This window comes from Blastococcus sp. OS1-29, assembly GCF_057628075.1.
The window spans coordinates 353,197-364,941 of record NZ_JBXXJK010000003.1; the positions used below are offsets into that span (position 1 = coordinate 353,197).

Annotated in this window: 14 protein-coding genes, 1 tRNA gene and 1 pseudogene; 8 read left to right on the top strand and 8 right to left on the bottom strand. The window is 74.6% G+C overall.

Going from position 1 to position 11,745, the window contains the following annotated elements; translation table 11 throughout:
- Window positions 1–3: 3 nt before the first annotated feature.
- From AC2H4J_RS09785 to AC2H4J_RS09805, 5 genes are all read right to left on the bottom strand, one after another.
- Window positions 4–237, bottom strand: a complete 234-nt coding sequence (locus tag AC2H4J_RS09785; protein WP_487464670.1) for a helix-turn-helix domain-containing protein — start codon at window positions 235–237, stop codon at window positions 4–6.
- Window positions 238–313: 76 nt separating this feature from the next.
- Window positions 314–775, bottom strand: a complete 462-nt coding sequence (locus AC2H4J_RS09790) for a YbaK/EbsC family protein (RefSeq protein WP_487464671.1) — start codon at window positions 773–775, stop codon at window positions 314–316.
- Window positions 772–1,737, bottom strand: a complete 966-nt coding sequence (locus AC2H4J_RS09795) for a zinc-binding dehydrogenase (protein ID WP_487464672.1) — start codon at window positions 1,735–1,737, stop codon at window positions 772–774. Before AC2H4J_RS09795 ends, AC2H4J_RS09790 begins: the two co-directional genes overlap by 4 nt.
- 48 nt (window positions 1,738–1,785) lie before the next feature.
- Complete coding sequence (gene selD, locus AC2H4J_RS09800) at window positions 1,786–2,793, bottom strand: selenide, water dikinase SelD (RefSeq protein ID WP_487464673.1); 1,008 nt, start codon at window positions 2,791–2,793, stop codon at window positions 1,786–1,788.
- 22 nt (window positions 2,794–2,815) lie between these two features.
- The gene (locus AC2H4J_RS09805) at window positions 2,816–3,400 is read right to left on the bottom strand and encodes a helix-turn-helix transcriptional regulator (RefSeq protein WP_487464674.1); all 585 of its coding nucleotides are present in this window, start codon (window positions 3,398–3,400) and stop codon (window positions 2,816–2,818) included.
- A 62-nt stretch (window positions 3,401–3,462) separates the two neighbouring features.
- Here AC2H4J_RS09805 and AC2H4J_RS09810 point away from each other — a divergent pair.
- The 3 genes from AC2H4J_RS09810 (at window position 3,463) to selB (ending at window position 6,640) form a co-directional block, all read left to right on the top strand.
- Window positions 3,463–3,558, top strand: a tRNA-OTHER gene (locus AC2H4J_RS09810).
- A 29-nt stretch (window positions 3,559–3,587) separates the two neighbouring features.
- Window positions 3,588–4,904 (top strand): L-seryl-tRNA(Sec) selenium transferase, encoded by a 1,317-nt coding sequence (gene selA, locus AC2H4J_RS09815; protein WP_487464675.1) that lies wholly within the window; start codon window positions 3,588–3,590, stop codon window positions 4,902–4,904.
- Window positions 4,895–6,640 carry a selenocysteine-specific translation elongation factor gene (gene selB / locus AC2H4J_RS09820; RefSeq protein ID WP_487464676.1) on the top strand — a complete coding sequence of 582 codons (1,746 nt, stop codon included), beginning with the start codon at window positions 4,895–4,897 and terminating at the stop codon, window positions 6,638–6,640. Before selA ends, selB begins: the two co-directional genes overlap by 10 nt.
- 6 nt (window positions 6,641–6,646) lie before the next feature.
- On the opposite strand, the gene AC2H4J_RS09825 is transcribed toward selB, so the two are convergent.
- Both AC2H4J_RS09825 and AC2H4J_RS09830 read right to left on the bottom strand, forming a co-directional pair.
- The gene (locus AC2H4J_RS09825) at window positions 6,647–6,808 is read right to left on the bottom strand and encodes a hypothetical protein (protein WP_487464677.1); all 162 of its coding nucleotides are present in this window, start codon (window positions 6,806–6,808) and stop codon (window positions 6,647–6,649) included.
- Window positions 6,809–6,850: 42 nt separating this feature from the next.
- Complete coding sequence (locus tag AC2H4J_RS09830) at window positions 6,851–7,156, bottom strand: hypothetical protein (protein WP_487464678.1); 306 nt, start codon at window positions 7,154–7,156, stop codon at window positions 6,851–6,853.
- Between the two features lie 59 nt (window positions 7,157–7,215).
- On the opposite strand from AC2H4J_RS09830, the gene AC2H4J_RS09835 reads away from it, so the two are divergent.
- The gene (locus AC2H4J_RS09835) at window positions 7,216–7,869 is read left to right on the top strand and encodes a TetR family transcriptional regulator (protein ID WP_487464679.1); all 654 of its coding nucleotides are present in this window, start codon (window positions 7,216–7,218) and stop codon (window positions 7,867–7,869) included.
- A gap of 216 nt (window positions 7,870–8,085) precedes the next feature.
- Here the strand turns inward: AC2H4J_RS09835 and AC2H4J_RS09840 are convergent, their stop codons facing one another.
- Window positions 8,086–8,853 carry an enoyl-CoA hydratase-related protein gene (locus AC2H4J_RS09840; protein WP_487464680.1) on the bottom strand — a complete coding sequence of 256 codons (768 nt, stop codon included), beginning with the start codon at window positions 8,851–8,853 and terminating at the stop codon, window positions 8,086–8,088.
- A 126-nt stretch (window positions 8,854–8,979) separates the two neighbouring features.
- On the opposite strand from AC2H4J_RS09840, the gene hemW reads away from it, so the two are divergent.
- From hemW to AC2H4J_RS09860, 4 genes and pseudogenes are all read left to right on the top strand, one after another.
- On the top strand, window positions 8,980–10,200 hold the full coding sequence (gene hemW, locus AC2H4J_RS09845; RefSeq protein ID WP_487464681.1) for a radical SAM family heme chaperone HemW: 1,221 nt from the start codon (window positions 8,980–8,982) through the stop codon (window positions 10,198–10,200).
- Window positions 10,201–10,288: 88 nt separating this feature from the next.
- Complete coding sequence (locus AC2H4J_RS09850; protein WP_487464682.1) at window positions 10,289–10,573, top strand: hypothetical protein; 285 nt, start codon at window positions 10,289–10,291, stop codon at window positions 10,571–10,573.
- Window positions 10,574–10,588: 15 nt separating this feature from the next.
- Window positions 10,589–11,044, top strand: a pseudogene (locus tag AC2H4J_RS09855) (oxygenase MpaB family protein); the annotation flags it as partial.
- Window positions 11,045–11,392: 348 nt separating this feature from the next.
- Window positions 11,393–11,698, top strand: coding sequence for a TraR/DksA family transcriptional regulator (locus tag AC2H4J_RS09860; protein WP_487464683.1), 306 nt, complete (start codon window positions 11,393–11,395; stop codon window positions 11,696–11,698).
- Window positions 11,699–11,745: the final 47 nt, after the last annotated feature.

Here is an 11,745-nt window from a genome sequence, read left to right on the forward strand (position 1 = left end):
TCCTCAGTCCTTCCGCCGGAGCAGGCCTCGGCCCGCTGCGTACTTCTTGTGCACCGCCTGCCGGGAGACGCCGAGCTGCTGGGCGATCTGCTCCCACGTCCAGCCCTGGTCCCGGGCGTTGTCCACCTGCAGCGCCTCGAGTCGTTCGACGAGGGTCCGCAGGGATCGGACCGCCTGGAGCCCGACCGACGGGTCCTTGCTGCTGGCCGCGGTGGCGACCTGTGCTGTGTCCGCCATGGCTGTCAACCTAGGTTGCTTCGACGACCCTGTCAACCTGCTTTGACAACTCTGGTGCCGGACCTCGCCGGCGACGTCAGGCGACGGCCGCCGCCTCGCCGGCGGTGATCCGGAGCAGGTCGTCGTACGTGGCCGAGAACATCGTGTGGTGGTCGCCGGCGCCGGCCCAGAGCACCGGAAAGCCGGCGAGGTCGACATCCACGACGGTGCGCAGCGGGGCGGGATGGCCGACCGGAGCCACGCCACCGACCTCCTGCCCGGTCGCGGCGAGCACGAAGTCCGCTGTGGCCCGGCGCACGCGGGCCGCTCCGACCAGCGCGGCCACCTTCCCGGTGTCGACGCGGTGCGCCCCGCTGGCGAGCACCAGCAGCGGGGCGCCGTCCGCGTCGAAGACCAGGCTGTTCGCGATGGCCCCGACGTCACAGCCGAGGGCCGCCGCGGCGGCTGCCGCCGTCGGCACCGGGTCGTCGAACCGGCGCACGTCGGTGGGGACGCCCGCGGCGTCGAGTGCCGCGACCACCCGCTCGACCGGCGTCACAGCGTGAAGACGATCTTTCCGGCCGTGCGCCCCTCCAGCATCCGCTCGAAGCCCTCGCGGGCGTCGGACAGCGGCAGCTCCACGTCGATCTGCGGCCGGATACCGGTCACGGTGCACAGCTGGATGAGCGATTCGAGCTCCGCCTTCGTGCCCATGGTCGAGCCGATCACCGAGAGCTGGGTGAAGAAGACCCGGTTGAGCTCGGCGCCGGGGTTGAAGCCGGTCGTGGCGCCGGAGGTGACGAGCACGCCGCCCGGCTTGAGCGACTTGATGCTGTGCGACCAGGTGGCCTCGCCGACGGTCTCCATGACGCCGTCGACCCGCTCGGGCAGCCGGGCGCCGGACTCGAAGGCCTGCTCGGCGCCCAGCGCCAGGGCCGCGGTGCGCTTCTCCTCGGTGCGCCCGGTGACCCACACCCGGTACCCGGCGGCGCGGCCGAGCACGATCAGCGCGGTGGCGACCCCGCCGCTGGCGCCCTGCACGAGCACCGTCTGCCCCGGCCGGAGGCCCGACTTCACGAACAGCATCCGGTAGGCGGTCAGCCAGGCGGTGGGCAGACAGGCGGCCTCGGCGAACGACAGGTCGGCCGGCTTGGGCAGCAGGTTCCGCCTCGGGACGACGACCTTCTCGGCCATCGTGCCCTGGTGCAGCTCGGAGAACAGCGTGCGCTTGGGGTCGAGCGTCTCGTCGCCGGTCCAGTCGGGGGTCGCGACGACGCCATGCACGACGACCTCGTTGCCGTCCTCGTCGAGACCCGCGGCGTCGGTGCCGAGGATCATCGGCATCCGCTCCTGCGGCAGGCCGATGCCCTGCAGGCTGAACAGGTCGTGGTGATTGAGCGAGACCGCCTTCACCTGCACCGTCGTCCAGCCGTCGGGCGCCTCCGGCTCGGGGCGGTCACCCACCTCCAGCACGGAGAGCGGGTCCTTCGGGGCGGGCGTGGAGACGAAGGCAGCGAGCATGATCGGACGCTAGCCGAGCGACGTTGCGCGCGCTGATCGCCGGGGGTGTCAGCGGACGACGACCACGTACTCGCCACGCGGCACGAACGCGCCGATCACAGGGGCGCCCGGGATCTCCCCGGCCAGCAGCAGCCCACCGGACGTCTGGGCATCCGCGAGCAGCAGCGCCTCGTCCTCCGGCACCGCCGACAGGTCGGTGTGCGGCCGCACCCAGTCGAGGTTGCGCCGCGTGCCGCCGGAGACGAATCCCTCGGCCAGCGCCTGGCGCGCTCCGGCCAGATAGGGGACGGCGGCGGCGTCGACCAACGCGGTGACCCCGCTCGCCCGCGCCATCTTGTAGAGGTGCCCGAGCAGGCCGAACCCCGTGACGTCGGTGCCGGCGCGGATGCCTGCCCGGACCGCGGACTGCCCGGCCTCGCGGTTGAGCGCCGTCATCGACGCCACCGCCTCCTCCGAGACCTCGCCGGTGGCCTTCATCCGGCTGTTGAGCACCCCGACGCCGAGCGGCTTGCTCAGCGACAAGGGTGCGCCGGCCACGGCGCCGGAGTTGGTGATGATCCGGTCGATGTCGACCAGCCCGGTGACCGCCATCCCGTACTTGGGCTCGGGGTCGTCGATCGAATGCCCCCCGCCGACGTGGCAGCCGGCCTCCTGCGCCACCTCGAGACCGCCGCGCAGCACCTCGGCGGCGAGCTCCGCGGGCAGCACGTCGCGGGGCCAGCCGAGCAGGTTCACCGCGACCACGGGGGTGCCACCCATGGCGTAGACGTCGGACAGCGCGTTGGCGGCGGCGATCCGGCCGAACGTGTAGGCGTCGTCGACGACGGGTGTGAAGAAGTCCGTCGTCAGCACGACGCCCTGGCCCCCGGCGATGCGGACGACCGCAGCGTCGTCGCCGTCGTCCAGACCGATCACCAGCTCGGCGTGCGGGGCCGCCGGACCGCCGGCGGTCAATCCCGACACCACGGCCTCCAGCTCGCCGGGCGGGATCTTGCACGCGCAGCCGCCGCCGTGGGCGTACTGGGTCAGCCGGACGCGGGCGGGTGCGGTGGTCACGCCACGAATCTAGGCCGCCCTTCTACGCACGGCCGCCGGGAAGAACGACCAGACGCGGTGGTGCGGGAGCCGGGGACGGTGTCCGCTTCAGGGCGCGGCCCGCGGGGTGGGCGCTCGCCGGCGGCGCGCCGAGGCCGGTCAGGTCGCGCCGCGGGGCCGTCTCGCCGGTCGGCTCCACGGCCTCGATCCGGTCCGCCCGGAACCAGCGCAGCGCCGCCCGCTCCCGGCACCACGCCACCAGGAAGACGTGGTCGCTGCTGCGCACGATCAGCTGGGGTTCGACCTCCCGGCGGGTCGGCCGCCCCTGCCCGTCGCGGTAGCGGAGGGCCACCACCCGGTGCCGGGCCACGGACTCCTCGATCACCGACCGGATTTCGGCCGATCGTCCGGCCTCCGCACTGGCCCAGAGGCTCGTCGCGAGCAGCTGGGAGCGCCGCCCCGCGTCGGGTTCGAGCGCGGCCAGCACCTTCTCCAGCGCTCCGCGACCGGCCTCGGCATACGGACCCTCCGGATGGGCGGCGAGGGCGACGGCGATGGCCGCTGCCTCCTCGGGACTCAACGTCACCGGGGGCAGCGTTCCGGGGGAGCGGGACTCGGTGCGGGTCATGCGGGGATGCTGGCAGCGGTCTCTGACAGTTTTCGGCGAGCGGCCCACGTATGGTCTCCGGCGGAGGCGTCAGGGTGTCTGGTGACCCCCGCGGCCTCTAAAGCCGACGTGGCCGAGTAGCTCGGTCAGGCGGGTTCGATTCCCGTCCGCCTCCGCCAAGACTTCGGCGCGCCTACGCTGCGTAGCGATGAGCGCCGATCCGAGACGGCACGTGCCGCGCACCGACACGTTGCTCGACGACCCGCGGTTGACCGGGGCCCGGGAGCGGCTGGGGCGCGGCCTGCTGAAGGACGTCGTCCAGCGCGTGCAGCAGCGGGTCCGGGACGGCGAGCTCGCGCCGCCGGACGCCGTTGCCGCCGTCCTCGATGCGCTGCCGGGGACGGCGAGCAGCCTGCAGCCGGTGCTGAACGCGACGGGCGTGCTCGTGCACACCAACCTCGGGCGCGCGCCGCTGTCGCCGGCGGCGGTCGAGGCGGTCGTGGCGGCGAGCGGCACCACCGACGTCGAGCTCGACCTGGACTCCGGCCGGCGCGGTCCGCGGGGCGAGGGCGCGATCGGGGCCCTGCTCGCGGCCGTACCCGCCGCCGAGGCCGCGCTCGTGGTCAACAACTGCGCCGCGGCGCTGCTCCTCGTCGCGACCGCGCTCGGCCAGGATCGCGAGCTGGTGCTGACGCGGGGCGAGATGGTCGAGATCGGCGACGGCTTCCGCATCCACGAGATCCTCACCGCGACCGGCGCCCGCATCCGCGAGGTCGGCACGACCAACCGCGTCACGCTCGACGACTACCGCGACGCGCTGCACGACGAGACCGCGGCCGTACTGAAGATCCACCCGTCCAACTTCGTCGTCCGCGGATTCGCCCGGGCGGTGAGCGTGGCCGAGCTGGCCGGCGCCCTCTCGGCCAGCCGGATCCCGCTGGTCGCCGACGTGGGATCGGGCCTGCTCCGGCCCCATCGGCTGCTGCCCGACGAGCCGGACCTCCAGTCCACCCTCGCCGCGGGGGCCGATCTCGTCCTCGCCAGCGGCGACAAGCTGCTCGGCGGTCCGCAGGCGGGGCTGGTCCTCGGCCGCGCGGATCTCGTCCAGAGGTTGCGCCGGCATCCCCTCTACCGGGCGCTGCGGGTCGACAAGACGACGCTCGCGGCCCTCGAGGCCACGGTGCGCGGGCCGGTCCCGCCGGTCCAGGAGATGCTCGCCGCCGAGGTGGCGGACCTGCGGGCCCGGGCCCGGACGCTGGCCGAGCGGTTCGCCGCCGCCGGCCTGGACGCGGTCGCCGTCGACGCGGAGGCCCGCGTCGGCGGGGGAGGGGCCCCCGAACACCCGCTGCCCAGCGCGGCCGTGTCACTCCCGCCGTCCTTCGCCGACCCGCTGCGACTCGGCTGCCCGCCGGTCGTCGGGTACGTCGAGGGCGATCGCACGCTGCTGAACCTGCGCAGCCTGCCGCCGTCCGCCGACGACGCCGTCGCCGCCGCCGTGATCGAGGTGGCCCGCCGGTGGACGTGATCGCCACCGCGGGTCACGTCGATCACGGCAAGTCGGCGCTCGTCCGCGCGCTCACCGGCATGGAGCCCGACCGCTGGGCCGAGGAGCACCGTCGCGGGCTCACCATCGACCTCGGCTTCGCCTGGACGACGCTGCCCTCGGGCCGCCGCCTCGCGGTCGTCGACGTCCCCGGGCACGAGCGGTTCGTCGGCAACATGCTCGCCGGTGTCGGGTCGGTGCCCGCGGCGCTGGTCGTCGTCGCGGCGGACGACGGGTGGTCGGCCCAGACGGCCGAGCACGTTGCCGTCCTGGATGCCCTCGGCGTCCGGCACGCCCTGCTCGCGGTCACGAAGGCCGACCTGGCCGACCCGGCGCCGGTGCTCGCCGACATGCGCGAACGGCTGGCCGCGACGTCGATGGGCGTCGTCCCGGCCGTGGCCGTCAGCGCGCGCACGGGCGAGGGCATGCCCGCGCTGCTCACCGCGCTGGAGACGCTCCTCGGCGACCTCCCCGCACCCGACCCCGCCGCGCCGGTGCGGCTCTGGATCGACCGGGCGTTCACCATCCGCGGCGCCGGGACGGTCGTCACCGGCACGCTCGCCGCGGGCGCCGTGGCGGCGGGCGATCGGCTGGGGCTCGGCGACCGCGAGGTGGGGGTGCGGGGCGTGCAGTCGCTCGGCGAGCCGGTCGACCGGGCGGTCGCCACGGCCAGGGTGGCCCTGAACCTGCGCGGAGTCGCCGTCGAGGAGCTGTCCCGCGGGGACGCTCTGCTGACGCCGGGTGCGTTCCGGGGAACGGACGTCGTCGACGTCGTGCTCACCGCCCTGCCCGAGGAGCGGCTGCCCGCCGAGGCGGTCGTGCACGTCGGCTCGGCCACGGTCGGCGCCCGGCTGCGTCCGCTGGACGGCGCGGTCGTGCGGTTGAGGTTGGCCGCGGCCCTGCCCTTGCGGATCGGCGACCGGCTGCTGCTGCGCGATCCCGGCAGCCGCCGGGTGCTGGGCGCGGACGTCCGGGACGTCGACCCGCCGGAGCTGCGCCGACGCGGCGCCGCCCGCCGGCGGGCCGCGGAGCTCGCCGACCGCCCGGCCGGCCCCGCCGCAGCCTCGGCCGAGCTCGCGCGACGGCGGACCGTGCGCACGGAGGAGTTCGCCGCGATGGGCTGGCCGGTGCCCGCCGATGCCACCGTGCAGGGGCCGTGGCTGCTGGCCGCAGGGCTGGCCGACGAGCTCGCCGTCCGGGTGCCCCAGGTGGTCGGCCGCTACCGGCAGCTGCGGCCGTTGGAGCCGGGACCGCCGGCCGAGGTGCTGCGCCGGGCGCTGGAGCTGCCCGACGTCGACCTGCTCCCCGCCGTCGTGCGGCCGCCCTTCCGGCTGCGGGACGGCCGGGTCGTCGACGAGACGGCCGCCCTGCCGCCGGAGGTGCAGCGCGCCGTCGACGCGGTCCGTGCCCGGTTGGCCGCCGATCCGTTCGCCGCGCCGGAGGCGCCCGAGCTGGTGGCCGCCGGCCTCGGCCCCCGCGAGCTCGCGGCGGCGGTGCGCAGCGGTCAGCTCGTGCGGATCGCGGACGGCGTCTGTCTCGCGCCCGACGTCGGGGCGCAGGCGCGGGCGCGGCTGGTGGACCTCCCGCAGCCGTTCAGCGTCAGCCAGGCCCGGCAGGCGTGGGGCACGAGCCGCCGGGTCGCCGTCCCGTTGATGGAGTGGCTCGACGGCCAGGGCGTCACCGTCCGGCTGGACGACAACACCCGTCGGCTGCGCTGAGCGGCCTCAGATGCCCGCGGCGCCCACGTCGCGGAGCATCCGCGCCCGTTCCTCGTGCTCGTCGGACAGCGGATGGGGCGCATCCACGTCGACGGTCTCCACGGTGTCCTCGAGGCGCACCGCGTCGGGCAGCCGGCGGAAGCGCTCGCGGTTCTCGGCATCGGTCACGTGCCGAGCATGCGTATCGGCTGATCGGGTGGCAAGGCCCGGTCAGGCGCGGACGCCGGCGAGGGCCGATCCGCGGGCCTCGACCACGTCGAGCCGGTGCACCGTGGGCTCGACCGGGGGCCGGTGACCGCCGAAGGCGACATCGACGGCCGGGTGCACCCGCTCGTCGAACGCCCGGGCGCACTGCTGCTCGGACTCCCAGACGTCGATGTAGCGCAGGCCGCCGTCGGGGTTGCGGACGCACAGATGCAGCAGCAGCCCGTCCATCGGCTCGTCGCCCATCGCCTCGGTGATGCGGGCGTACATGTCGGTGTCGATCGGGACGTCCTGCGTGAAGGCGTAGACCATGGCCGGTCTCCCTAATCGGTCCGAACCAGCTTCGGACGGATTCTGGTAGCGTGGCCCTCGTGGCGGAGGACGTCAAGACCACCGGCCGCCGGCGATACACGTCCGCGCTGCGGGCGGAGCAGGCGGCGGCCACCAAGCGCGCCGTGCTCTCCGCTGCGCGCGAGCTCTTCGCCGAGCAGGGGTACGCGCCCACCAGCGTGGCCTCGATCGCTGCCCGTGCGGCCGTCGCCGTCGACACGCTCTACGCGGCGGTCGGCCGCAAGCCCGTGATCCTGCGGCAGTTGCTGGAGTCCGCGCTCTCGGGGACCGATGACGAGGTGCCCGCTCTGGAGCGGGACTACGTCCGACAGGTCCGGGCCGCAGCCTCAGCCGGGGAGAAGATCGCCCGCTACGCCGCCGCGGTCGCCGAGATCGGCGTGCGGATGGCTCCCGTGCACCTCGCGCTGGCCGAGGCGGCCCGCACCGATCCGGAGTGCGCGGCGCTGCGGACGGAGATCGATGGCCGCCGGGCGGCCAACATGCGCCTGTTCGCCGCCGACCTGCGCGCGACGGGCGAGGTGCGACCGGACCTCACCGACGGCGAGGTCGCCGACATCGTGTGGAGCATGAACGCCGCCGAGTACCGGGCGCTGCTGGTGGGGGAGCGCGGCTGGTCGGCCGAGCGGTTCGGCAGCTGGCTGGCCGACGCCTGGACCCGGCTCCTCCTGGCCTGACGCGACGTCACCGCACGTCCCGGACAGCACGGAGCAGACCTCCTCGGTCCGGCTCACGCTCACGGGGAATGCCGACATCCGCCAGCTGGGCCAGATGATCGCCTCGGACGTGCTCTGACGGTCCGACGCGGACCAGGTACCGGGAAGGTCGAGCTCTGCTCACGAGGACGGAGCAGAGCTCGACTCTCCGGAGAGCGCCTACGTCCGAGGGCCGGATCAGTCGTCCGTCGGCACCCAGCGGGCGGGGCGCTTCTCGCGGAACGACGCGATGCCCTCCTGGCCCTCCTCGCTGGCGAAGTACCGGGCGGAGAGCTCCAGCAGCTCGTCGAAGTGCAGCTCGGTCCCCGCCCGCAGCAGCCGCTTCGTCTCGGCCAGCGCGGTGGGTGCGCCCGCGGTCAGCTCCACCAGCTGGGCGCGCACCTCGCCGTCGACGTCGGCGTCCGGGACCACCAGGTCCACCAGCCCGCCGGTCGCCGCCTGGGCGGCGTCGAACACGTTGCCGGTGAGCATCAGCCGGTGCGCGACGTGCGGGACCATCCGCGGCAGCACGACGGCGGAGATGACGGCCGGCACGATGCCGAGTCGCACCTCGGAGAACGCGAAGGTGGCCGACTCCGCCGCGACGACCACGTCGCAGGCGGACAGCAGGCCCACGCCGCCGGCCCGCGCCGGCCCACGGACGACGGCGACCACCGGCTTGGGCGAGTTCCAGATCGACTCGAGCAGCTCGGGGAACTCGCGGACCCCCTGCTCCTGGGCGCCGCCGCCCGCGGCCTCGGAGAGGTCCATGCCGGAGCAGAACACCCGGCCGGTGTGGTCGAGCACGATGACGCGCACGGCGTCGTCGGCCAGGGCGTCGGCGAGCGCCTGGCGGAGCCGGCCGCGCACGGCCCGGGACAGCGCGTTGCGGTTGGCGGGGGAGTCGAGGGTGAGGGTCGCGACGCCGCGCGCCACCTCGACCCGGACGACGTCGTCGGAGGTCACGAAGCCTCCTCGCTGGCGCTCGTCGGCCCGGCGACCTGGGGTGCTGTGTCTTCTCGTGCCCTCGCAAGCTCGGTCACGTCCGGCATCCTGCCGGACGCTGGCACCGGCGCGGCACACTGGGAGCAGATGAACACCGTCCTGCCGCTGCTGGAGACCGCGGCCCGCACCCTCGAGCTGCCCGACAGCGCGCGCGAGGGCCTGGCGGGCACCCCGTTCGGGCTCTACGTGCACGTGCCCTTCTGCGCGACCCGCTGCGGCTACTGCGACTTCAACACCTACACCTCCGACGAGCTCGGCCCCGGCGCCAACCGCGCCGAGTACGCCGGCACCGCGATCGCCGAGCTGCGCCGGGCCGCGCAGACCCTCGGCCCCGACCTGCCCACGATCTCGACCGTCTTCGTCGGCGGCGGCACCCCCACGCTGCTGCCCGCCGACGACCTGGCCGCCGTCCTCGCGGCCGCGCGCGACCTCTTCCCGGTGGCCGACGACGTCGAGGTGACGACCGAGGCCAACCCCGAGTCGGTGACGCCGGCGTCGCTGGCCCGGCTGCGCGAGGGCGGCTTCACCCGGATCAGCCTGGGCATGCAGTCGGCCGCCGAGCACGTCCTCGCCGTCCTCGACCGCCGGCACACTCCGGGGCGCGCCGTCGAGGCCGCGCACGAGGCCCGCGCCGCCGGTTTCGAGCACGTGAACCTCGACCTGATCTACGGCGCGCCGGGGGAGACCGACGACGACTGGGCCGCCTCGCTCGCCGCCGTCCTGGCCAGCCCGGTCGACCACGTGTCCGCCTACGCGCTGATCGTCGAGGACGGCACCCGGCTGGCCCGCCGGATCTCCCGCGGCGAGCTCCCGATGCCCGACGACGACGTGCTCGCCGACCGCTACGAGGCCGCCGACGCCACCCTCCGCGGTGGCGGCTTCGACTGGTACGAGGTGTCGAACTGGGCCACCTCGGAGGCCGCCCGCTGCCGCCACAACGAGCTGTACTGGGCGAACGCCAACTGGTGGGGCGTCGGACCCGGCGCGCACAGCCACGTCGGCGGGCTGCGCTGGTGGAACGTCAAGCATCCGGCCGCCTACGCCGACCGCCTGGCGGCCGGGCAGAGCCCCGCCCAGGACGCCGAACTCCTCGACGACGCCGACCGCGCGATGGAGACGATCATGCTCGGCCTCCGGCTGCGCGAGGGCCTGCCGCTGGCCGCGCTGTCGCCGACCGGTCGGACTCGGGCCCGCGACGCCGTGGACGAGGGCCTGCTCGAGCCGGGGGCGCACGAGGCAGGTCGCGCCGTCCTCACCGACCGCGGTCGCCTGCTCGCCGACGCCGTCATCCGGGACTTGACCGATTGACGACGCTGAGCGGCATGGGACCAGGCCCCGTCCCGGGCACCGCCCTGAGCGTGCGAAGGGTGGGGAGGACGGGGTCCTTCCACGGCTCATGGGCACGCACGAGTTCCCCTGGGATCTCAACCAGGCGCTGAGCTTCGCGCTGTTCCGCACCTACGCGGTCCCCAGCATCGCCGTCCTCGAGCACGGGATGGCCAGCGACCAGGGCCGGACGGCGATCCGCCGGATGAACCAGATGCACAGCTCCTACGACATCAGCAACGACGACCTCCGGTACGTCCTGGCCACGTTCGTGGTGACGCCGATCCGCTGGCTCGACCGTTACGGGTGGCGCCGGATGACCGACGTCGAACGGGTCGCGAGCGCGAACTACTAGCGCGACCTCGGGCGCCGCATGGGTATCCGGGACATCCCGGCGACGTGGCAGGCCTTCGCGCGGCTGCTCGACGCCTACGAGCGGGACCACTTGGGCTTCGACCCCGGCGGCCGCACCGTCGCGGAGGCGACCCTCGAGCTGCTCGCGGCGTTCCCGCCGAACGACCGGCTGCCGGCCGCCGTGGTGCGGCGCATCTCCTACGCGACCATGGACGGCTCGCTGCTCGACGCCTTCGCCTTCCCGCGGCCATCCCAGGTGACGAGGAGCCTGGTCCGGGGCGCGCTGCGGGCGCGGGGGCGGGTCGTCCGGTTCCTGCCGGCGCGCACCGAGCCCTTCTCCGCGCGGCAGCTCCCGCAGGTCCGCAGCTATCCAGAGGGGTACCGGGTCGAGGACCTCGGCACGTTCCCGGCCGGTTGCCCGGTGCCGCCCCCGCGAGCAGGCGCCGGTGCTGGAGCGGCCGCGAAAATCTGAGGCGCTCACCCGAAAGGGACGTGGCAGTTTCGCTTCCAGGGGCTATGGTCCTCGTTCCCGGCAACGACGCCGGTGTGGAGCAGGAGGTGGGCGCGATGCACGTATCGACGGCTGCCCCCAGCTTCCCGCCGGGTTCCCGGATAGCCGCATCCGCCCTTTCCGGCGGCATGCTCCTGGCGCTGGCGATGAACCGCCGCGCCCGCGGCCTGCGAGGACTCGACGTCCTCCGTCGCAGCCAGGACAGGGCCCCGCCTCAGCCGGCCTGACTCCCCCCGGAGTCCGCCGCCCCTCTCCTGACGCGCCACCACCGGTGACCGCGTCATCCTGCGTTTCTCCCGAGGAGACCTCATGACCACCACGGTCGACACCACCACCCCCGACCGGTTCCGCACCCTGCTGGAGACCCACCGGGCCGAGTGCGTCCAGCAGCGCGAGGCGGCGCTGGCCGAGTGCGCCCAGTCCGTGCCCGACCCCGTCGCGCAGCGCCGCAGCGCCGACCTGCAGCAGACGATCGCCGAGATCGACGCGGCCCTCGCCCGGATCGACGCCGGCACCTACGGCATCTGCACGGAGTGTGGCGCGGCGATCCCGGAGGAGCGGCTGCAGCTGCGTCCGTTCGCCGGCCGCTGCGTCTCCTGCACCGCCCCGCGCTGAGCGCACGAGCTGGCTCCAGCCGCACGACGACCGGGCAGGATGGGGCC

Bases quoted from the DNA above. Each gene is read 5' to 3' on its own strand.
- AC2H4J_RS09785 (WP_487464670.1), bottom strand. From the start codon at position 237: ATGGCGGACACAGCACAGGTCGCCACCGCGGCCAGCAGCAAGGACCCG.
- AC2H4J_RS09795 (WP_487464672.1), bottom strand. From the start codon at position 1,737: ATGCTCGCTGCCTTCGTCTCCACGCCCGCCCCGAAGGACCCGCTCTCC.
- AC2H4J_RS09805 (WP_487464674.1), bottom strand. From the start codon at position 3,400: ATGACCCGCACCGAGTCCCGCTCCCCCGGAACGCTGCCCCCGGTGACG.
- selA (WP_487464675.1), top strand. From the start codon at position 3,588: ATGAGCGCCGATCCGAGACGGCACGTGCCGCGCACCGACACGTTGCTC.
- AC2H4J_RS09830 (WP_487464678.1), bottom strand. From the start codon at position 7,156: ATGGTCTACGCCTTCACGCAGGACGTCCCGATCGACACCGACATGTAC.
- hemW (WP_487464681.1), top strand. From the start codon at position 8,980: ATGAACACCGTCCTGCCGCTGCTGGAGACCGCGGCCCGCACCCTCGAG.
- AC2H4J_RS09850 (WP_487464682.1), top strand. From the start codon at position 10,289: ATGGGCACGCACGAGTTCCCCTGGGATCTCAACCAGGCGCTGAGCTTC.
- AC2H4J_RS09860 (WP_487464683.1), top strand. From the start codon at position 11,393: ATGACCACCACGGTCGACACCACCACCCCCGACCGGTTCCGCACCCTG.